Annotated in this window: 17 protein-coding genes, 1 tRNA gene and 1 pseudogene; 10 read left to right on the plus strand and 9 right to left on the minus strand. The window is 64.3% G+C overall.

All coding sequences use genetic code 11. The annotated features are described in order from the left end of the window. Position 1: 1 nt before the first annotated feature. From ACOQPI_RS01850 to ACOQPI_RS01860, 3 genes are read right to left on the minus strand one after another with little or no spacing between them, the layout of a single operon-like run. Positions 2-1,174, minus strand: coding sequence for a hypothetical protein (locus ACOQPI_RS01850; RefSeq protein WP_420618023.1), 1,173 nt, complete (start codon positions 1,172-1,174; stop codon positions 2-4). Continuing rightward, the gene (locus ACOQPI_RS01855) at positions 1,171-2,124 is read right to left on the minus strand and encodes an alpha/beta fold hydrolase (RefSeq protein ID WP_420618024.1); all 954 of its coding nucleotides are present in this window, start codon (positions 2,122-2,124) and stop codon (positions 1,171-1,173) included. Before ACOQPI_RS01855 ends, ACOQPI_RS01850 begins: the two co-directional genes overlap by 4 nt. Further along, complete coding sequence (locus tag ACOQPI_RS01860) at positions 2,124-3,089, minus strand: alpha/beta fold hydrolase (RefSeq protein WP_420618025.1); 966 nt, start codon at positions 3,087-3,089, stop codon at positions 2,124-2,126. Before ACOQPI_RS01860 ends, ACOQPI_RS01855 begins: the two co-directional genes overlap by 1 nt. Before the next feature lie 89 nt (positions 3,090-3,178). Between ACOQPI_RS01860 and ACOQPI_RS01865 the strand changes: the two genes are divergently transcribed. From ACOQPI_RS01865 to ACOQPI_RS01875, 3 genes are read left to right on the plus strand one after another with little or no spacing between them, the layout of a single operon-like run. After that, positions 3,179-4,306, plus strand: a complete 1,128-nt coding sequence (locus ACOQPI_RS01865; RefSeq protein ID WP_420618026.1) for an LLM class flavin-dependent oxidoreductase — start codon at positions 3,179-3,181, stop codon at positions 4,304-4,306. Positions 4,307-4,351: 45 nt separating this feature from the next. Continuing rightward, positions 4,352-5,476, plus strand: a complete 1,125-nt coding sequence (locus tag ACOQPI_RS01870) for an LLM class flavin-dependent oxidoreductase (RefSeq protein ID WP_420618027.1) — start codon at positions 4,352-4,354, stop codon at positions 5,474-5,476. Continuing rightward, positions 5,477-6,289: an enoyl-CoA hydratase/isomerase family protein gene (locus tag ACOQPI_RS01875; protein ID WP_420618028.1), complete on the plus strand. Its 813-nt coding sequence runs from the start codon at positions 5,477-5,479 to the stop codon at positions 6,287-6,289. Positions 6,290-6,304: 15 nt separating this feature from the next. Here the strand turns inward: ACOQPI_RS01875 and bioB are convergent, their stop codons facing one another. Beyond that, positions 6,305-7,273 carry a biotin synthase BioB gene (bioB, locus tag ACOQPI_RS01880; protein WP_420618029.1) on the minus strand — a complete coding sequence of 323 codons (969 nt, stop codon included), beginning with the start codon at positions 7,271-7,273 and terminating at the stop codon, positions 6,305-6,307. 51 nt (positions 7,274-7,324) lie between these two features. Further along, complete coding sequence (locus ACOQPI_RS01885; RefSeq protein WP_420618030.1) at positions 7,325-8,446, minus strand: amidohydrolase family protein; 1,122 nt, start codon at positions 8,444-8,446, stop codon at positions 7,325-7,327. 25 nt (positions 8,447-8,471) lie between these two features. Here ACOQPI_RS01885 and ACOQPI_RS01890 point away from each other — a divergent pair, with 25 nt between their 5' ends. Further along, a complete protein-coding gene (locus ACOQPI_RS01890; RefSeq protein ID WP_420618031.1) occupies positions 8,472-9,260 on the plus strand; it encodes a Gmad2 immunoglobulin-like domain-containing protein in 789 nt (262 codons plus the stop codon). A gap of 21 nt (positions 9,261-9,281) precedes the next feature. On the opposite strand, the gene ACOQPI_RS01895 is transcribed toward ACOQPI_RS01890, so the two are convergent. Further along, entirely contained in the window at positions 9,282-9,770 is a 489-nt protein-coding gene (locus tag ACOQPI_RS01895) for a helix-turn-helix domain-containing protein (RefSeq protein WP_420618032.1), read from the minus strand. Positions 9,771-10,096: 326 nt separating this feature from the next. On the opposite strand from ACOQPI_RS01895, the gene ACOQPI_RS01900 reads away from it, so the two are divergent. The 6 genes from ACOQPI_RS01900 to ACOQPI_RS01925 all read left to right on the plus strand — a co-directional run bounded on the left by ACOQPI_RS01900 (position 10,097) and on the right by ACOQPI_RS01925 (position 20,203). Next, a complete protein-coding gene (locus ACOQPI_RS01900) occupies positions 10,097-11,332 on the plus strand; it encodes a DNA cytosine methyltransferase (protein ID WP_420618033.1) in 1,236 nt (411 codons plus the stop codon). Then, positions 11,329-12,312: a hypothetical protein gene (locus ACOQPI_RS01905; RefSeq protein WP_420618034.1), complete on the plus strand. Its 984-nt coding sequence runs from the start codon at positions 11,329-11,331 to the stop codon at positions 12,310-12,312. Before ACOQPI_RS01900 ends, ACOQPI_RS01905 begins: the two co-directional genes overlap by 4 nt. Before the next feature lie 243 nt (positions 12,313-12,555). Then, complete coding sequence (locus ACOQPI_RS01910) at positions 12,556-13,791, plus strand: AIPR family protein (protein WP_420618035.1); 1,236 nt, start codon at positions 12,556-12,558, stop codon at positions 13,789-13,791. 375 nt (positions 13,792-14,166) lie between these two features. Beyond that, positions 14,167-14,943 carry a hypothetical protein gene (locus tag ACOQPI_RS01915; protein ID WP_420618036.1) on the plus strand — a complete coding sequence of 259 codons (777 nt, stop codon included), beginning with the start codon at positions 14,167-14,169 and terminating at the stop codon, positions 14,941-14,943. Then, a complete protein-coding gene (locus ACOQPI_RS01920) occupies positions 14,933-15,784 on the plus strand; it encodes a hypothetical protein (RefSeq protein ID WP_420618037.1) in 852 nt (283 codons plus the stop codon). The genes ACOQPI_RS01915 and ACOQPI_RS01920 overlap by 11 nt, the downstream gene beginning before the upstream one ends. A 573-nt stretch (positions 15,785-16,357) precedes the next feature. Next, positions 16,358-20,203: a tetratricopeptide repeat protein gene (locus tag ACOQPI_RS01925; RefSeq protein WP_420618038.1), complete on the plus strand. Its 3,846-nt coding sequence runs from the start codon at positions 16,358-16,360 to the stop codon at positions 20,201-20,203. 72 nt (positions 20,204-20,275) lie between these two features. On the opposite strand, the gene ACOQPI_RS01930 is transcribed toward ACOQPI_RS01925, so the two are convergent. From ACOQPI_RS01930 to ACOQPI_RS01940, 3 genes and pseudogenes are all read right to left on the minus strand, one after another. Continuing rightward, positions 20,276-20,348 (minus strand) — tRNA-Thr (locus ACOQPI_RS01930). Between the two features lie 176 nt (positions 20,349-20,524). After that, a pseudogene (locus ACOQPI_RS01935) lies at positions 20,525-20,791 on the minus strand (type II toxin-antitoxin system YafQ family toxin). 6 nt (positions 20,792-20,797) lie between these two features. Continuing rightward, the gene (locus tag ACOQPI_RS01940) at positions 20,798-21,052 is read right to left on the minus strand and encodes a type II toxin-antitoxin system RelB/DinJ family antitoxin (RefSeq protein WP_420618039.1); all 255 of its coding nucleotides are present in this window, start codon (positions 21,050-21,052) and stop codon (positions 20,798-20,800) included. Between the last annotated feature and the right edge of the window lie 53 nt (positions 21,053-21,105).

A 21,105-nucleotide genomic window follows, 5' to 3' on the forward strand; every position in this document is an offset into this window, starting at 1 on the left:
GCTAGGTCCGGAAACGGTGCCTGAGATGGGCTTGGCGAGCAGCGAGGTCGACGGCGTGCTCTTGGGGGGTGACGGCGGGGTGGTCGTCGGGAAGGGCGGCGGCTACGTCGGCTAGGGGGACGACCTCGGTGGTGGGGGCCATGGCTTGGTCGCCGGTGGGCCAGAACCAACGCAGGGTACACAGGCCGTTGCGGCGGTTGGCGTTGTCGAGCCAGTTGGCCAGGCCGGGGTCGGTGCCGCACACCACGTAGCGCACCTTGCCGTCGGAGGAGATTGTGGTCTGGGTCTGGTTGCGACAGGAGATGTGGGCGTAGGTGTCGACCAGCTCGAACGTTCCCATCATGTAGAGCTGGGCGCCCCAGTAGTGAGCCTCGGGCACCTCGGCGGTCACGATCAGGGCCTGGTCGGGCTCTAGATCCCAGAAGCAGAACTCGTAGCGGGCCATGGACAGGCCCTTGGACACCTCCAGGGTGCGGTTGGTGAAGGTGTTGTCGATGCGCTCGGCCCGGTTCATCACCATGTAGGCGTTCCACCGCTCGATGGAGTCGGTCATCTGCATCATGGCCCGGCGCACCCGATTGGCGAAGGTGGGGCCGTCGAGCACGGGAGCGGGCTCGGGGTCGAGGCACTCGATGGTGAAGAAGGCGGGCTCATCGGCGGTCCAGTCGAAGTAGTACTCCCGGATCGACGCCGACAGCACCCCGTCGGGAATGGCCACCGCGCCAGGCTCGTCGCCACCCAGCAGGATCTCGAAGTCGTCGTGGCGGGCGAGTCCCAGGTCGTGGGCGGTGATGGTGGACTTGGTGCCCCAGATGTCGTTGTGCATGAACCCGGCCCGCAGGGCGATGATGAAATCGTCGCAGCCGTGCATGTTGCCGGTGATGCGGTAGCGGCGGCCGGGCTCGATGCGGGCATGGCGGTACACGTTGTCGGCGTTGGGGCCACCCCACTGGACGGTCAGGTCGTTCTGGCGGTTGAAGAACGGGCGGGTGGGGTCGGCGTGGAAAACCTCCCAGCCCAAGAACCCCTCCACGTTGTCGGCCAGGTGCTCGAGCATCTCCATGTCGCCGCCGTCGTCGGTGGGATAGGGCGAAGCGACCACCTCGCGGCCCATCCGCTTGAGCAGGTCGCACCACTCATCCCAGGCCTCTACCGCGGCGCTGATGTCGCTCATGGCGAGAAGCTTGCCAAGAAGGGCTCAACCGCGGCCAAGAAGCCGGGGGTGTTCTGGCCGTGGACGTTGTGGCTGCAGTCGGGCACGGTCACCAGTTGGCCGTGGGGCAAGGCGTCGGCGAACCGCTCGGCGGCCTCGGCGGTGAGCACCCAGGAGTCGGCACCCCGCACCAGCAGCACCGGCTGGGTGATGCGCTCGGCGTCTTCCAGGGTGAAGCGGTCGCCGGCCCGGCGGTGCTCGGCGCCGTGGGCCAGCCGGGGGCCGTGGTCCACCTTGGAGATGTAGGTGCCGTCCACCCGCTGGAGCAGGTTGTACTTGACGGTGCGCTCGATGTGCTCCCGACTGCGGTAGGGGTCGTACTTCTGCACTGCGGCCACGAAATCGCCCAAGTCTTGGAACTCCCGGTTCTCGGTGACGAAGGTGCGGATTACTTGGGTGCCGACCTCGGAGATCTCCGGGCCGATGTCCACCAACACGATGGCCTTGGCCAGCTTCGGGTGGTCGAGGGTGAGGCGCATGGTGTTCATGCCGCCCATGGAGTGGCCCATCACGATGGGGTCCACCACGCCCATCGCCTGGCAGAAGGCAGCGGCGTCGGCGGCCATGGCCCCCGAGGAGTAGTCGGCGTCGCGGGCCCACTCGCTGTCGCCGTGGCCCCGCTGATCCAGGGCCAAAACGTGGTAGCGGTCGGCCAGCGCCAGGCTGACCAGGTCCCAGGAATGGCACGATTGGTTGCCACCGTGCAGTAGCAGCACCGTGGGAGCGTCGGGGCTGCCCCACTCGGAGAAGTGGAAGCGGTGATGGCGGGCCACGATGTTGCGGGACGTATAGGAGATGTTTGAGCCGTGGGCGATGCCGAGGTCGGCCGCGCTGGTACACAGGCTCTCGAACTCGGCGGTCACCGTCATGTCGAGGGGCTCAGCGGTGGAGGCGAACTCGTTGAGGTGCATCAGCCCCGCCCTGCTTTGAGGTCGGCGAAGAAGTACTTGGCCAGCTCGTTGAACACGTCGGCCCGCTCCCACTGGAGGAAGTGGCCGCATTCGGGGATCACCACTGGCCCCACCCGGTTGGCGAAGGCGACTTCGCAGCGCTTGGGAAAGTCCTTGGGCACTACTTGGTCGTCGGGGCCGTACAAGATGAGCGTGGGGGCCTGCACTTGGGTGCCCATCATGGGCGGCTCGCTCATGGGCCGGCCGTACTCCAACTGGTACACCGACCAGCCGGCGGCGAGCCGCTCGATATCGGCAAACGGCTCGGTCATGAAGTCGATGTCTTCCTCCTCGAAGGAGTACTGGGAGGCCCACAGCCGGTGCTCGTAGCAGTCGCGCACGTAGCGGCGGCAGCGCTCGGGGGTGTCGAGGTCGGCCCGGAGCTGGTCGGGGTCGCGGCCCTGGCGGATGCGGTAGTCGCCGGTGGGGCCGTGGGGCAGCGGGTTCAGCGACAGGCCCCGCTCGGTGTACCAGTCCACCTGGTCGACGATGAACGGCGCCACGGTGTTGAAGAACACCATCCGCTCTGCGAACTCGGGCCAGCGGTTGGCCATGTCCACGATCACCGCGCCGCCCACATCGCCGCCCAACAGCCCGACCCGCTGGTGGCCGAGCACATCGTGAACCAGAGTGTGGACGTCTCGGGAGTACAGTACCAGGTCGTACTGGTCGTTTTCGGACAGGTCGGAGTCGCCGTAGCCCCGCAAGTCGGGCACGATCACCTCGTAGCCCGCCTCGGCCAAGGGCTTGATGTTGCGCCACCAGACGCGCTTGGTCTCGGGATAGCCGTGGACCAGCACCAGGGGGTAGCCGCCCTCTCCCTCGCGGATGTAGGCCAGCGACAGGTCGCCGTCGACCGGGGCCCGGTGGATGGCGAAGGCATCTCGGGGTGGAGTTGGCGGTTGCTCGGGGCGAATGGGAGGCACGGCCCGGCAGCCTATTCGCTCCCGCACTTATGCCCTGAGGCGGGCGGGATGTTAGGAAATATCAGCCGAAAATCGACAGAGAGGCCGACATGGAGTTTGGACTTTTCATCCAGGGATACGTGCCCCAGCACCGGCGGGACGTGGATCCCGATGCCGAGCACACTGCGTTCATGGAGGAGCTCGATCTGGTGATCGCGGCCGACAAGGCCGGGTTCAAGTACGTGTGGCTGCCCGAGCACCACTTCCTCGACGAGTACTCCCACATGTCGGCCAACGACGCCATCGCCGGCTATCTGGCGCATGCCACCGAGCGGATCCACATCGGGTCGGGGATCTTCAACCCCCTTCCGCAGGTGAACCACCCCGCCAAGGTGGCCGAGCGGGTGGCCATGCTCGACCACTTGACCGGCGGCCGGTTTGAGTTCGGCACCGGCCGCGGCGCGGGCAGCCACGAGATCCTGGGATTCCTGCACAAGGAGGGGATCACCGACACATCCCATACCAAAGAAATCTGGGAAGACGTGATCGGCGAATTCGCCAAGATGTGGACCCAGGACACCTACGAGGGCTACGAGGGCAAGTTCTGGTCGCTGCCACCCCGCAAGGTGCTGCCCAAGCCGTGGGGCAAAGGCCATCCGGCCATGTGGTACGCGGCGGGCAACGTGACCAGCTACGCCATGGCCGCCCGCAAGGGCCTCGGCGTGCTCGGCTTCTCAGTGGGGGCCCTCGATGAGCTGGCCCCAGTGCTGGAGGCCTACAAGCGAGACATCGTCAACGCCGAGCCGGTGGGGGCGTTCGTGAACGACAACCTGATGGTGACCACCGGAGCGTTCGTGGCCGAATCCGACCAAGGGGCGGTGGACCACGCCCTGCGGTCGTCGATGACCTACCTCCAGTCCAACGTGTTCCGCTATCACGACACCTTCCCCCGGCCCGAATGGGTGCCGCCGTGGCCCCAGACCATCCCCATGCCCAGTGCCGATGACCTGTGGGAGACCGTGGGCCAGCCGGGCAGCGTGATGGGCGACCCCGACCAGGCTCTCAAGGCCTGCCAGCAATGGGCCGACGCCGGCGCCGACCAACTCGTGTTCGGCATGGGCTCCAGCGAGCGGGCCGACGACCTCAAGACCATCGCGCTGCTGGGCGAGCACGTGATCCCCAAGATCGACACCGATCCGGTGCACCGCACCACCCGCCTGCGCGAGGCTGCCGCTTAGCGCACTGAGAAGGAACACCCGAAAGCACCCAGAAAAGAGGCTGACATGGAATTTGGAGTCTTCATCCAGGGCTACGTGCCCCAGTTTCGCCGGGAGGGCGATCCCGAAGCCGAGCACAAGGCGCTGATGGAGGAACTGGAGTTGGTGATCGCGGCCGACAAGGCCGGGTTCAAGTACGTGTGGCTCACCGAGCACCACTTTCTCGACGAGTACTCCCACTTGTCGGCCAACGACGCGGTGGCCGGCTATCTGGCCCACGCCACCGAGCGGATCCACATCGGCTCGGGCATCTTCAACCCGCTGCCCCAGGTGAACCACCCGGCCAAGGTGGCCGAGCGGGTGGCCATGCTCGACCACCTGTCGGGGGGCAGGTTCGAGTTCGGCACCGGGCGAGGCGCGGGCAGCCACGAGATTCTCGGCTTCCTACACAAAGAGGGCATCACCGACACCACCGCCACCAAGGAGATCTGGGAGGACGTGATCGGCGAGTTCGCCAAGATGTGGACCCAGGACACCTACGAGGGCTACGAGGGCAAGTTCTGGTCTCTGCCGCCCCGCAAGGTGCTGCCCAAGCCTTGGGGCAAGGGCCACCCGGCCATGTGGTACGCCGCGGGCAACACCACCAGCTACGCCATGGCCGCCCGCAAGGGCCTCGGCGTGCTGGGCTTCTCGGTGGGAGAGCTCGCGGAGTTGGCCCCAGTGCTGGAGGCGTACAAAAACGAGATCGGCAACGCTGAGCCGGTGGGGGCGTACGTGAACGACAACATCATGGTGACCAGCGGGGCGTTCGTGGCCGAGACCACCGAGGAAGCGGTTGACGCCATCTTGCGGTCATCGATGGCCTACCTCCAGTCCAACGTGTTCCGCTACCACGACACCTTCCCCCGGCCCGAATGGGTGCCGCCGTGGCCCCAGACCCTTCCCATGCCCACTCTTGAGGAGGCACAGGGAATGATCGGCCAACCGGGCGCGGTGATGGGCAACCCCGACCAGGCGCTGAAGGGCGCCCAGGCGTGGGCCGATGCCGGGGCCGACCAGCTGGTGTTCGGATTGGGCTCGGCTGATCGGGCCGACGACCTCAAGATGATCCAGCTCATGGGCGAGCACGTGATCCCGAAGATCGACACCGACCCGGTGCACCGCACCACCCGCCTGCGCGAAGCTGGCTAGGTGGCAGGAGAGCTCAAAGGACATCCCAACGCCGTCATCGATGTAGACGACGGGATCATCACGGTCACCCTCGACCGGCCCGACAAGCTGAACGCCATCAGCCACGACATGACCGCGGCTCTATGGGAGGCCGTGCTGGCGCTGGGCGACCGCGATGACCTGAAATGCCTGGTAATCACGGCCAAGGGCCGCTACTTCACCGCTGGACAGGACATTTCCAGCCCGGCGGGGAACCGTCCCGGCAATCCCGAGACCATGGACCAGCATCCGGGATGGAACTTCCGCCGCGACTACCGCAGCCACCACCTGCTCTACGACGAGATGGAGGCGGTGGAGAAGCCGGTGATCATGGCCATTCAGGGCCGCTGCCTGGGGGCCGGGGTGGAGATGGCCGGCTCGGTGGACTTCCGGTTCTGCGTGCCGGAGGCATCGTTTGCTCTGCCCGAGGTGAAGCTGGGCGGTATCGCCGGCAGCGGCGGCACCAGCAGGCTTACCCGGTTGATCGGCCCGAGCTGGGCCAAATGGATGGCCATGGCCACCATGGAGATCGACGCCGAGCAGGCCAAGTCGATTGGGCTGATCCACGAGGTGTATCCGGCTGAGTCGCTGATGGACGAGGTGTATGCCTTCTGCCGGCACCTGATGTCGCTGCCCACTGAGGCGCTGGGACTGGCCAAGATGGCAGTGGACGTACACGCCGACGTGACCGACCGGAACATCCAACGGCAGTTCGACCGGGTGGCGGTGTACTCCTCGGTGGCAGAGTTCCAGAAGTCAATGGAGCGCTTCGGACGCGAGCCCGAAAAGAAGTAGCTCGTTAGAGAGTTGTCACAGCTCCACTAGTTGGACGTCGAGTTTCTCCAACAGCGCCTCGTCGCGGGTGGCACCGGGATTGGCGGTGGTGAGGAGTCGATCGCCGAGGAAGATGCTGCTGGCCCCGGCGTGTAGACACAGGGCTTGGAGCTCGTCGGTCATTTCATTGCGACCGGCTGACAGCCGAACCACTGATTCGGGCATCATCAGCCGTGCCGCCGCGATCGTTCTGACCAGTTCGAGGGGATCGAGTTTCTCAGTGCCGAATAGCGGGGTGCCTGGAACCTGAACCAGCAAGTTGATGGGGACGCTCTCTGGATGCGGATCGAGTTGCGCTAGTTGGGCCAGCAGGCCCGCTCGGTCGCGCCTTGACTCCCCCATGCCGACGATTCCGCCGGTACACAGCTTCACACCGGAATCGCGAACATGGGCCAGCGTGGTCAGGCGATCTTGGTAGACGCGGGTGGTGATGATCTCGCCGTAGAACTCGGGCGAGGTATCGAGGTTGTGGTTGTAGTAGTCAAGGCCCGCGTCGGCCAGTGTGTTGGCCTGTTCGGCGGTGAGCATGCCCAGAGTCGCACAGGTCTCCAAACCGAGTGCACCCACCTCGCGGACCGCGTGGCTGACCTCCTCGACCTGCTGGTCGTTCGGCTCCCGCCACGCCGCACCCATGCAGAAGCGGGTTGCGCCCGCGCTTCGGGCTTTCTCTGCGGCTGCGACAATGTCGCTGATCGGCATGAGCCGTTCGGGCTTGAGGCCGGTGTTCCACTTGGCCGACTGCGGGCAATAGGCACAATCCTCAGGACACGCCCCCGTCTTGATGGACAACAGCATGGCGGCCTCGACCTCGTGGGGATCATGGCGGGCTCGGTGGATTTGGTGGGCATCGGCCAGGAGATCGTGAAACGGGCGGGCAATCAACGCTTCAGCCTCATCAACGCTCCAGTTGTGTCTGGGTCGGAGAAGAAACTCAATCGTGGTCATTCGCGCACTCCTGATGGTTGGGGGAATTCACCGTTCTTGCGGATCTGTGGATCAGATGCCGATCTTGAATAGTCGGCGAGCGTTGGTTTCGGCGAATTTGCGGGCAACGTCCTCGGCCATAGGTGCGGTGGTGTGTTTGAGGGACTCCATGCTGTTGGGGAACAGCGTGGACTCGTGGGGGTAGTCGGACTCCCAGGTGATGTTGTCCTCGCCGATGGCGTCGAGGGCGGCGATGGCGGTGTCGTCGCGCAGCATGCACACCGTCATGTGCTCGGCGAAGGTCTCCCGAGGGGGGCGCTCAGCGGGGAGCTGCACCCGGAAATTGTTGAACACTTGGCTGGACTGTTCCAGAAGGTAGGGAGCCCAGCCAGCCCCGCCCTCGGAGAAGGCGACCTGAATGGAGCGATGGCGATCGAGAATGCCGGAGAACAGCCAATCGGAGCAGGCAATCATGGAGTTGGCCCCCACATAGGGCAGCACGAGGCACGGAGGGGCATCGTCGGACGACTTGATGAGCTTGGACGACGAGCCGATGTGCAGGCACACCACCAGACCCGTCTCGGCCACCGCGGCCCACAGCGGCTCCCAATGGTCGGTGAACACCGACGGCAGACCCAGCGAGGTGGGATTCTCCGAGAATGCCACCGCCCGGGCACCCATGGCCGCGGTGCGCCGCACCTCGTCGCCAGCGGCGGCCGGATCCCACAGCGGCACCACAATCAGTGGGATGAGCCGCTCGGGGTCGGTGGCGCACCACTCCTCCAGGATGAAGTCGTTGTAGGCCCGCACGCACAGCAGGGCCAGGTCGAAGTCGTGGCTGACTACGAACCGGTGGCCGGCGAACCGGCTGAAGTCTGGGAAGTTGACCTGGGCCCAGATCCCGTCGAGGTCCATGTCTTGCAGGCGGGCCTTGGGCTCGTAGCAGCCGGGGCGCATCTCGCTGAACCGGGCCACGCCGAGGGGATCGTCGTCGAATCCCGGCAGCGTGCGGGTGTTGCCCCGCACCGTTTGGACCACCTGGTCTTCATACAGCCAGGCCTCGGTGCCGTTCTCCAGTTCCACCACCCGGGGGCCGCGGTCCCGGTAGGCCTCAGGCAGGCGGCTCTGCCACAGGTGGGGCGGCTCGATGATGTGGTCGTCAACCGATATGGGCTTGACGTCGGGCGGAAGCATGGACGCCCCAGGATAGTGTTCGAGTGTGATTCGCCGGATGTGGGCTCTATTGCTTGCTGCGTTCCTCGTGGCGTCCGGCTGCGGCAACCACTCGGCGGAGCCTGAAGAGGCCGCAGTGGAGCCCGAGGCGGAAGTCGTCGATCTGGACGAGATTCCGGAGGTGGTGATCCCGACGCCCACGCCGACCCCGATACCCGCCACTCCAACCGCAGCCCCCGAGCCCACCGCCATCCCCTTCCCGGAGTTGCTGGTGTGGCCCAGATTCGAGCCGGAGACGTGGCCCCGCACCCCTGATGAGGCAGCGGCGGGATTCGCTCGGCAAGTGGCCCGGGGAGAAAGGGCGGCGGCGCCCCACCCGGCTGCCCAATCCGGCACGAGCGCCACCGCCGTGCTGCCCAGGCTGGCCGAGGACGGCTCGACATTCGGGGTGGCGACCAGAATCCATATGCAGCAAGTTCAACTCGACGACGGGTCGCTGGCCTGGGTGGTGATCAGCGCCCAATCGGACGACATCGTGGTGGAATCCCCCGCCGTGGGCGAGCTGCTGGCCGGGGGCACAGTGGTTGCGGGTGAGGGCAATGGCTTCGAGGGCACGATCGTGTTCCAGATCGAAGACCAAGACGGCCTGTTGGGCCTAGCCTTGGCCCAAGGAGGAGCACTCGGCCAAAACCTCCCGTTCGAGACTCAGCTGCCTTTCAATGAGCGCCCCGCCTCCGGCGATTGGGCAACCCTGACCGGCTTCACCGACTCTGCCGTAGACGGCAGCCTCTCCGCCCTAACCATGCTCCCCATGAGACTGATCGACGGATCGTAGGCGAGTTCTCAACGCATCCAGTCAGTCCTCAAACGACTCATAAGCCGCAGCGCGTTGTGCCGGAGAGAGCACCCCGGCAAACGGGGTGACTTGGCGGAGATCGCGCCCGTGCTCGCTGGGGTCGAGCATTCGGGCAACGATTTGATCAGCTGTCCCTTCGATAATCCTCTCCCACTCATCAAGCAATGGCGAGGCATGCGGGTTGAGCGATCGCATTCGGGAGATGTTGCGCCTGGCGATCTCGAGGAACTCGCCCCCTTGCGCTCTCAGTTCCCGGGCAATGGCGCCATGGAGAGCCAGGCTTCTCGCTTGATCTCGCGTAAGCGGTGCCGTCACCAGCGGATAGCACGCTAGGCCCACGGAACGAGCCATCCGCTCCACCGTGCGCCACGTCGGACTCTTGGTCCCCGCCTCATAAGCAGCCACCGTCGGCTGGGAAGTCTCAGCAGCATCAGCTAACTGGCGCTGAGTCATGCCAACCACCGCCCGGATGAACTGAACTGGGTTCATAGTTTGAGTATATCCGAATAGATATACAATGAAATCGAGGGTTAGCCCGCAGGGGTTTCCTCTTCTTTGTGGCCAGGGTGGACTGACTGTCTCCTGCCAGTCGAGGACATTTCCCCAGGTCATCAGGAGCGGTCTGGCTAAGAGAGTGGTTACCCTGGTGGCCTCACGACAGATCAACCAGCATGATTAGTCTGCAATGTCAGCAATCGACTGGTGGAGTTTGCCGACGCTCGCTCAGAATTACAAGAGTGTGACCCATAAGACCATTAAGTCACACCGTCGTGCCATGATGGTGGGATGATTCTGCAGGAGATTCGGTTCTAGCGGTGAGCGCAGATCGTCTGTCGAGTGTCGACCTGTTCTCTGGAGCCGGGGGTCTCGTGCTGGGGCTGCGGTGGGCTGGTTTCGACACTCTTTTGGCCAATGACAATTGGGCTCCGGCCGTCGAAACCCTGAAGCACAACTTCGATGGCGCCAGGGTCTCTCCCGACGATATACGGGATCTGTCGGCAGCCGATCTGCTTACGCGAACAGACGGTGTGACCCCACTCCTCGTCACCGGCGGGCCGCCATGTCAGGGTTTCACTTCGGCGGGTGCGCGGCGCGCTTCGGATCATCGCAACACGCTTGTCAAAGAGTTCGCCCGGATGGTTGCGGAACTGCATCCCCAATGGTTCCTATTCGAGAATGTCGAGGGCTTTCTCACGATGTCGGGTGGTGACTTTGTCGTTGATCTGCTCGACGGAGTGCTTGATGGTGGTTATCAAGTGAGGTTGCAAAAGGTGAATGTCGCCAACTATGGCGTTCCTCAGCTTCGCAAGCGTGTGATTGCTATTGGATTGCTTGGTGGAGACCCCGGCTTTCCCAGTCCGTCTCATCATGCTTACGGCGCGCCAGGAGCGGAAATGGAACGAACGACAGCACTTCCTCTTGCGCCTACGGTTGCTGATTCCCTTGATGGCATCGGTGCGCCAGCCTCTTCTGTCCAGGACGAAGTGGTCCAGGGCCACATAGCACCTCCCATTTCAGAGTCGGACGCTCTTCGCTTCCAGTTGCTGCAGCAGGGACAGACGATGCGCGATCTTCCGAAGGACCTGCAACACAGAAGCTACGCCAGGAGGGCTAATCGGCGGGTCGCTGACGGGATGCCTACCGAGCGCCGGGGCGGCGCTCCTGCCGGGCTTCGACGCCTTCGCGCGGATGAGCCGTCAAAGGCCATAACTAGCGCAGCGACCCGAGAATTCCTCCACCCTCTGGAGGATCGCTGTCTGACTTTGAGAGAGTGCTCGCGCCTCCAGGGATTTCCCGACAGTTTTGAGTTCGTAGGCAATCGATCAGAGCAGGCGACGCTCATCGGCAATGCAATTCCGCCGAACTTTGGAGAAGTATTCGGCGGGTGGGTCGCAGAGAGAAGCGCCGATTCTCCGTCGTCCATAGACAGCTCGGCGCGGCTCCTCGAATTCCGGGTTACTAATGGGGCTGGGATGAGCCCTGCCTTGCATAGTGTCGTCAGACGCATAAACGCTCGGTACCGGATTGGGGAGGTGCCGCTCTGGAGTTGAGCAAGGCGCAGTCCACCGCCTTTGAGAAGGTGCGGGCGCGAGGAGGCGGCGATCAGGGAGTCTCCCTAACTGATGGCTCCGTTCGAGCACTCGTAGCGCTGGTAGCCCGCGACCTAGCGCTTCCGCCGGTCGACGGCGTCGATCCGCTGGGCAGCCGAGAGTTCTACCAGATCGCTCCTGGTGAGCTTTCGACCAGCGGTGATACTTCTGCACTCATCGCATACCGTTCGCTCCTCCAGGCTGGCCCGGTCGACACAGACACGTACTTTCTTTCGCTCGCCACTCTTCACCGAGCCCGACTGAAGTTCGCAAACATCCTGAGGTCTCAGGTCACTCCAACCCTTGAACAGGTCGGACCCAGAGGGCTTCTGCAGTACGGCGATCTCAGCACCAAGGCACTTGGCTCACTTCTAATCGCTAGAAAGTGGTTGTTTGACATTGACAATCGATCTGCCCAGGAGACCGGCAATTTATTTGAGCCGATTATCGCCGGTGCCATTGGTGGCGTACGAGTGTCGGCAGCATCTAGCCCCATCAAGAGGAGTGGAACGGGGCGGGGACGCCAGGTGGATTGCCTGCGAGGACAAAGCGCCTACGAAATCAAGACCCGTGTCACAATCGCCGCCTCAGGACAGGGCCGATGGCAAGAAGAGCTCGCTTATCCGGCTGACTGCGAGGCGAGTGGTTACGCACCCGTGCTAGTTGTCTTCGACGGCACCGACAATCCCAAGCTGTCGGAACTCAGGGATGCCTTCATCAGACACGGCGGGAAGGCCTACGTAGGCGAGGAGGCGTGGGCCCACCTCGAATCCGAAGCTGGCCCCACAATGGGCCTCTTCGTGGACAAGTACATTCGCGATCCCCTAGACGACCTACTTGTCCAGACCCCCACCGATCTTCCTGAAGTTAGTCTCCTAATTCAGCCAGACATCATCCACATTCGCGTCGGCACAGAGAATTCGCAGATCTACCGAACTTAATCTGTGCTCTCGATTGTCCCGTGTCAGTGCATGAGGAGGACGACAGGGGAAAGTCCACTGGATCTGAACTCGTGAGAGGGATCGGTGGATAGGGAGGATCGATAGGCGGGAAGCGAGGGCTTCGTTGGGGGTGATTGTTGTTGGCCCCGGTTGCAGATATTCTTTGGGGGTCGCCTTGGCGGATGCCGGGAGCGGCCACATATCAATCGAGGTTCGCGGATGCGGGCACTGGAGAAGAGAATAATGAGCAACCACGTTGTTCCTGTCGTGGTCAAAAGCGCTCGGCGGATGCCCGATCCGAATTTCGGGGGTGCCGAGACCCACTACATGCTTGTGCCGGCGAGCGAATTCCCGGCCGACATCCCTCTGGACGCGAACCCTCGCGAGCCAAATGTCAACCGGCCTGTATACCGTGACGTGTCTAGGTCGCTGTGCCAGCTAGACGACAGCCGCGAGGGAACCTTCCACTTGAAGCACCGGGGGATAGCCATAGTCGCGTCCGCAGTATCGAAGTCCCGCGAGTCCCGCGAGGACGGCATGGATGTGTACGAGCTGCACTTCCCGCCGGACTCTGGCTATGGAATCGTCGACGGCGGGCACTCATATGAGATCGTCCGCAAAGCAGTCCAGGAGGGCGTCGCGCCGAGCAACGAGTACATACGGCTGGAGGTCATGACCGGCCTTCCTGCGGCGGAGCTCATCACCGATATCGCCGGTGGCCGCAACACCAGCATGCAGGTCCAGGCGAAATCGCTTCTCGACTTGAAGAATGAATTCCAGTTCCTCAAAGACGCCCTGGCACCAGACGAGTGGGCGGACCGCATCGCGTGGCACGAGGGCGAAGAAGGGGAAATCGACGTGGTCGACATCATCGCCATCATGTCGTGCTTCGACATCGCTCAATACCCCGACCGCAGCAGCCACCCCGTGGACGCATACCGGCGCAAGGCGTCGATGATCGATCGGTTCCAGAACGACGCTGACCGCTACCGGCGGCTCACGCCGGTCCTGCGAGACATCCTGCACCTGCATGACCTGATCGCCAGCGACTCAGAGCGCCAGTGGCAGGAGATGGGCGGAGCATCGGGAACGGGCGGAAAATTCGGCAGCTTGGAAATGGCCGAGTCGATCAAACCGGGTAGGCCCAAGTTCGAGTTCCCGTTTTTGGAGGGAGTGAAATCTGAGAAAAGGCTCAGGCGTCCTGCCCTATACCCCGTGCTGGCGAGCTTCCGGCTCCTGCTCATCCAATCCCAGCAAGGCGCCCCATACGGGGAATACCGGGGAGCCGAATGGCGCGACGGCTTCGAAAGCGTGAAGGAACTGTGGGCTGCCGCTGGAGGGCAACTGCTGAAGGTGTTCTACGAGCACTTCGACTCGACCGGCCGAGACCTCCACGCCGCCGGCCGATCCCCAGCTCTCTGGGGATCGATCTACAAGGAACTAGCAGTCATCGACTTCGAGCGAAGAAGCACGAACTGACCCTCTGTTAAATCCTTGCTGACGCAGACAACTCTTGGGTTGAGATTCGGGAGATTCGACTGTTCAAGCTTGGATCATGGCAACCAGCGGGCTCAACTACTGCCTATCCAATGGGCCGACTCGCCAGTGCGATATATGGAGCGGCCCGCAGCACCCCTGGCTGGGAGGCGCGTGTGCAGCGAAGCGGGCCTGCGACCCCAGGGAAATGTCACTGCTTAGAAGTAGTGTGCGGGCTGGCCATAGTACGGCGCGACACAAAACTGGGAGGGCCAGTGAACGCAGCAGTTCTCAGCGGATGAACCGGACAGAGGCACGGCCAGTCAGAGAGCCTTGCCCGCGGAGTTTCGGAGAGAAGCGGGTCTTTAGGGCGGTCGGATGAACCGGAAGGAGGCGCTTTCGGATGCTGTGGCGGGGGTGTGGCAGGCGTTCGACCGGGCAGCCGCGACGACGGCGAGGGTGGCCCCTTCGGCGCCGGTCCTGTTTTTCGGCGACGCCGTCGCTTACGACAGGTCGCCTCTGCGAGTGGTCACCGTGGCGCTGAACCCGTCGTGGCGGGAGTTCCCGGCGGGCGATCCGTTCTGCCGGTTCCCGCTCGCCGAGGGGATCGCAGCCGAAGACCAAGACCGCTATCTCGACGCTATGTCGGCCTACTTCCTCACCAGCCCTTATTGGACATGGTTCCAACACCTTGATCCGCTGCTCAACGGCATGGGCTCCGGCTACCGCCCCGGTCGGCCCTCTACGGCGCTGCACACCGACATCTGCTCGCCGGTCGCCACCGACCCGACCTGGAGCAGGCTCGACGACGGCGACCGCCAGCTGCTCCAAGCCGACGGGGTGCCGCTATGGCACGGATTGATGGAAGCGCTGCGGCCCCACATCGTCGTGCTCGCCATGGCGAGGGGCCACCTGTCGGACATCGCGTTCGCACCCGTCGACGCCGATTGGGGCGACCTCCACATCGTCGACACGAAAGTCGGCGGCAACCCTCGCGAACCCCCGTACCGAGTTCAGGCCCGCAGATACGCGGTAGGCGGCTCTAAGGCGCTATTCGTGCTCTGCCCCGCGATGAGGTCGCCGCTGCCCATAGGCACCGCCCAAAAAAACGAACTGGGGGCGATCATCTTGGATGGTCTAGCGAATGTCCGGTAGCGGCTCGTTCGTCCAGCTGCCCCATCCCGGCGGTGAGCACCGGCCCGACCGGGACGGCCACAAGGCGTGGACCGACTACGACAGCTTGCACGCACGCAAGTTCATGCAGGTGCGGGGCCGGTCGATCGACGGGCAGGGCATGGAGCGCAGCGGCAACTTGTGGGCGTGGGGCGAATGGGAGGCCCCATCTGAGCTGTTGCAGAGGCTCGACCGGCCCGACTCGATACACCAGCCCGAATATCTGTGGTCGCCGTACTACATCGGGCGACCTGGCGGGCACGCCCGCCTGCACAACACCGACCCGTTCATATTCGGCGACCGGATGCTGTACTCGAACTGCGTGCAGAAGCATCGCAAGAACCTCAAGCGCCTAGAACGCGGGTCGTTGATCGTATTCGGAAGCATGAAGAAGCACGGCTGGGTGCTCGACACCGTCTTGGTGGTGACCGACCACGCCGACTACCTCGCCGAAGACGCCCGCACGGCCCTGGCAGGCCTTGTGCCCGACTCGTTCTTGGAGGTGACCGGCGGGCCGTTGGCCGACAACGACACGGCCGAGGCGTTCAGGCTCTACCGGGGAGCTACGCCCGACGACCCGGTCGACAGCATGTTCAGCTTCATCCCCGCCGCGCCCGCGGGCGGCAGCGCTGGTTTCAAGCGTCCAGTGATCGACCTGCCCGAAGCCTTTTTCACGAAGGGGCTGCGACAGAACTGCAAGATTTCCGGCTGTCTGGCATCCGAAACGCTGAGCGAGCTGTGGCGGTCCATCGCCGACCAGGTGCTCAACGCCGGGCTGCTCCTCGGCACACACGCGGTGCCGCCGAACAAGCGTAGAGCCTGACGGGCGCGCATACAGCCGCCCCGTTGCGCTGTGCGGTGCCACCTCCGCCTCGTGAGATGAGGGCGGGCCTAGATTGCGGAGATCGCATTACCAATCCTATTGGGGACCATTCTGCTCTTGGGGCCCGCCCGCCAGCCGCCATTCTGCTTGGTTGGGAATGCAGCGTTGATCCGCATTGTTGCAGTCATCTGGTCCCTTCAATCCGAAGCGCATGTCGGTCGGCCGGTGCGCTCTTCTTTGAGTTCGAGGCGAAAACCCGCCGCGGACGTACCCGCTGAAGCCGGGGCACCTTCGGGTAAGAGGCGATGGGGAGGAACTGTCATAGGCCGCAAGTAGTGTTCGGGCCAGCCCAGCACGGCCATACCGGAAACCAGGAGAAGCGATGGGCACAACCGATACAGAGAACTCGGAGAACGACGGGCGCGCGGCAAAGACGGCCACAGGCCTGGTGGCCGCTGTGGCCGGCTTTTGTCCGCGCAGGAAGCAGGCGTAAAGTTGCCCCTCTCAGCACGATCAGCACCGATCCGGGGAGACGACTACCAGCACGCGGTCGGGTGGCTGTGGGCGTGCAAAATGCTCGAAGACCGGGGAATTGCGAGCGTCTCTGTCGAAGACCCTGACGGCGGCGCGTTTGACGATGTGGTCGTGCGCCGAAGGGTCGGCGGGCACATCTACATCCAGGCGAAGAGCTCCAACTACGCCGACAGTGTCGTCGACCGGGACATGCTGCTCACCGCGGCCCGCCCCGGCGGGATAAGCCCGCTTCGGCGGTTCTATGCCACCTACACCGCCCTGTCGGAGGATGGAGGGGACTTCTCGCTGGAGTTCTGGACTCACCGGGCATTCGACGACGCCAATCCGCTGTTGGGGGCGTTGCGCGACCTCCGCCACGACAGGATCGCTGTGGACCGGATGCTCGCAGCGGGACAGAGAAGCGAGGCCGGCACGGAACGGGACGCGTGGGCCGACCACCTCGGCGTGAGCGCCGACGAACTGGCCGGGTTCTTGCGGCGGGTGCGCTGGAAGCACACCGGCTCGGAGCTCGACCTCCGGGGTCAGGCGAAGACCCAAATGAAGCTCGTGGGCCTGCGAGGCGACGACGCTGCCGTGACCGTCGGAATCGGCATCGTCAGAGATTGGGTAAGCGACGGAGCGGGACCGCAGACCGCCGAAGACGTGGGCCGCCGGGCCGCCGAGATGTCGCTGGTGCCCGACGCGTCCGCCCTGCGGACGTCCGATTCCACGTCGGGTGGCGAAGCGCTGGCCGGTATCCCGCCGGCGTGCCGCGACCGGCTTGCCGCCCTACGCGAGGTGTCCGCTGATGTCGCGGATCGTGTGACCGCCGAGCTTCTGAATGCGGCTTCGCGGGTGCCGGGCGTTCTCGCCCGGCTTGCCGACACACCGCCCGAATGGCTCCAAGACGTCGATTGCCTCGCGTGGGAGGCGATAGCCGATTTCGTGGGCGCCCACGAGTTGCCCGGCGCTCCACAGTTGCGGGACCGGGCTGTCGCGCTGGGATCACCGAGGAGCAGCCACTACCGGGTAGCAGAAGCGCTTATGGCCGACGAAGACGACGATGAGGCTGCAAGGCTGCTCGACGATGAGATACTGGACCACCCGCTGGCGGCCGCGGCCAGATCGCTGATCGGCGGCGACCTGGCTTCGGCCGCCGCCGAGGCCCGCCGCTCTGGGGCGCTCGGCTCTGACGACACCGGCTTGGCCACTATGGCAATCCAGGTGCTCGGGATGGCGCATGCCCGCAATGGCGAGCTATCCCAGGCGATCAGAGTCATGCGCGACGCGGTGGTGCGGTTCCCCGACCGGGCGTCGTTCCACCTGACTCTCGCCCGGCTGCAATTGGGGCTCGCGCAGGAGCAGGGAGAGCCTGTCCGCCCCGATCTTCCGGAATCGGCGGCTGAGAACGCGATCCGGGCACGTGACGAATTCCGGAAGTGGCACGGCCCCTCAGCCGAGGCGGTCGTCATCGCCGCGAACGCCTACCACATGGTCAACCAGCACCATCTGATTATCGATCTCGCGACAGCCCAGCCGGAGGGCGAGGCGACCTCGGCCGAGGCTGAAGACGGGGAGGTTGCGCGGATTCTGGCTCACACCCTGGTGATGGTCGGCCGCGGCGACGAGATCGACGAGTCGGCCCTCGACCGCATCGACGGGTCTGAGAATACGCTCATCAGAGCGCTGCAGGCGCTCAACCGCGGAGACCCGGCCGCCTCCGACCTGATGCGCGAAGCCATTGCGCAGGCCGAGGGCGACCGGGACGTGCTGATGGCGCTGGAGGGGCTGGCTCTGTTAGGCGAGACCGACGAGGGCGCCATGGCCCGCGTCGCACTGGGCAACGAGGCTGGCATCGACGGGATCAGGGCTTCCGCCGCGTACAACCGCGGAGACCTGGATGCCGCGATCGAGATATTGGACAACTACCGCTGCCAATCGGCGGCCCATGTCGGCCTCCTCGCCGTCGCCCTGCACGGCCAAGGCCGCTCCGACGATGCCCTCGAAGCCCTGCTTGAGTCCGCTGAGGCGCTGAACGACCCGATGCTTTACCAGTCGGCAGTCCAACTTCTGTTGGAACTCGAGGAGTTCCAACAGGCCGAAGAGGTGGCCCTGCGAGCTCTGGCAGCGAACCCATCTAGGGCCACGGAGTCGCGTCTGCGAACCGCCCTGGTCGAAGCTGCGGAGAAGCTGAGGGACTGGCCGCAGATGGAGCGGTACGCCCAGGCGCTCGCCGACGCATTCCCCGACGATCCCCGGGCGCGGTGGGCTGTCGTGTTCGCACAGCACCAACAGGGCCGCCACCGCGACGCGTGGGGATATCTGGCAGAGCACGACCTGCGCCCCGACGACGAGCAGATGGCGCTGCTCGCGACCGGCGTGTACCTCGACGCAGGCGCCCCCGGCGACGGGGTTGACCGGCTGTTCTGGATCGCCGGCGAATTCGAAGACTCTGAGAAGGTCGTCGGCAGCGCACTGGCAGCGCTCATGGCAGGCAGCCGTCAAGAAGGCCAGCTAAGCGAGTCCCAAGCGGCCGAGCTGAACGAGCTGGTCGAGGGCTTCGTCCGCCAATACCCCGAAAGCGACGTGCTGAGCCATTTCTCCTTCTCCGGGCCAGAGGAGTTTCTCGAAATGCTGCGAGCCTCCTCGGAGCAGCCGGCACGCCAGAGGGCTGTATGGGTGCGCCGGGTGCGGCTAGGCATGCTGCCCTACGGGATGCTCCAGTGGATCAGACCTTTTCCATATGCCGAATACCTGCTCGTCCAGCCCGCGGCATACCTAACCGCGGTCTCCCCCGACGCCGTAGAGCGAGGCCGATCGCGGGCCGCGGCTCGGGCCGCCATCGGTGCCGTCGTGGCCGTCGACACGAGCGTCGCAGCGCTCGGCCACCTAGCCAGCGTCGACGTCGCCGCCATGGGCTCTGCGTTCAGCAGAGTGCTGGTGGCCAGCGAGCTGCTCGACGACGCCAGGGCCGCAGTGGGCAGCGTCGAAACCGCAGCAGACGCTTCGGCCGGATACGACCCGGTTCTCGGCGATTTCAACCTCTCCGAGATCCAAGACGAGGACAGGCAGCGGATGATCGAATCGGCCCGGCAGGTCTTGGGAACGCTCAACAGTTGGCAGACAGCGCCGAGCAGTCGCGTCTGGCCTCCCGGGTTCCCCCGAATCGACGACCAGCGCCCCTGGAACGCGTCTATCCGGCTGGCTTTGGACAGGGGCTGCGCTCTGTGGTGCGACGACCTCGCGCTCAGACGGATAGCCGTCGAATTCGGCGTTCCGGCGTTCGGCACCTACGACCTGTACGAAGCGCTGGCCGCCACTGCCGAAACCGGGGGCTTGGCCAGCCCGTCCGAGATGAAAATGCTGCTCCTGCGGGCCCGGATCGCCGACGTCCCCATAAGCCTGGGAGAACTTTCAGATGCAATCGACGACACGGACGGCCCCGACCCCGCAGCTGAGCTCCTCTTGGGGCGGCCGGCCACGTGGGCCGACAACGTCGAGGAGACGCTCCGATGGTACTTGGGCCGGGTCGCAACGCTGATCTCCGGTCCGCACCGCGACCGGACCGCCAGCCTACTGGTCGCCGCATCCGTCGGACTGGGAACAGCAGCCGTCCTCGAGCACAGGCAGAAAGCGCTAGGACGCGTGCTCGCCGACACGCTGTGGCTCGTCAACGACCCAGCCATGACCCCATTGCTGTTGGAAGCCAGCAGATACGCAGGCCGAGAGATCGACCTCGCCGCGAACCTCGACCCGCTCGAACAAGCCGTCCGGCGACTCCAAGAGAGACTCCAAGAACAGCGAATCGACGCTGACATAGCAGCCGGATTCGTGCAAGCCATCTTCTCCCAAACACAGCCAGCAGACCGTCTAGCCGTCTCGTCCATATTGTTCGCCAACCGCTAGCCAGCGCCTCCCACACTAAACGCCGCGCCAATTGGAGATCAGTTGCAGCACCAAGTGGAGATCATCCCAGAGAGCCCGAGAGGAGAATCGAACTCCTGACCTATTCATTACGAATGAATTGCTCTACCGACTGAGCTACTCGGGCGCGGGGGTCGGGCAACCAGCCCTTTTGACGGGGGAGTGAGAGGAAAAGGGCGCTGTTGTGTCTCCACGCCACCGCCGGTAACCTGCGTTCAATCTTCCCCTTCTGGCCTGCTTTGCAGGGCATGGCGGGGCTATTTTTTGTCCAAATCTCTGTGGTTCTATGCCCGGCTCCAGCTTCTACCCAAACAAATCAGCGTGGGTTCCGGTTCTCACCAACACCAGCGCATCGTCTCGGTATCCCCAGATCAGCAGCCAATCCGGTTCGATGTGGCATTCCCAATTGGACGATCATTGGCCGGAAAGGCGATGGGGTCGGTAGCGGATATGGAGATCTTGACCCGATTGAAGTGTCTGGACGACGGCCCAGAGCCTGTCTAGGTTCTTGCCTCGCCTGTTGGCCCGCTTGAGGTCTCTTTCGAAGCGGGTTGTTGTAAGCAGGCGCACCGGCGTCTACGCCTTGGCCTTGAGATCCTCTAGCGTCAGGTACTCCACAAGATCGGTCCCGTCTTGGGCCTGCTGAAGCGCCTCGACGGTTTCGGCGTTGGGAAGTCTCACGTCGAACGGCAACCCCCGCTGCATGGCCACCTGCGTATAGAACAAGGTGATGGCCTCTGTTGCGGACATGCCAAGCTCTCCAAGAACCTCTTCAGCCTCACGCTTCAGTTCCGGTTCCACTCGGGCCCGAATCATCTCGGTCTTAGCCACGACTGCACCTCCTGTCACAAGCCTATATGTTCCCCAATCGGGGAACAACAGCA

Origin of the sequence: Candidatus Poriferisocius sp. (genome assembly GCF_965219815.1) — a bacterium.
GTDB lineage: Bacteria > Actinomycetota > Acidimicrobiia > Acidimicrobiales > Bin134 > Poriferisocius.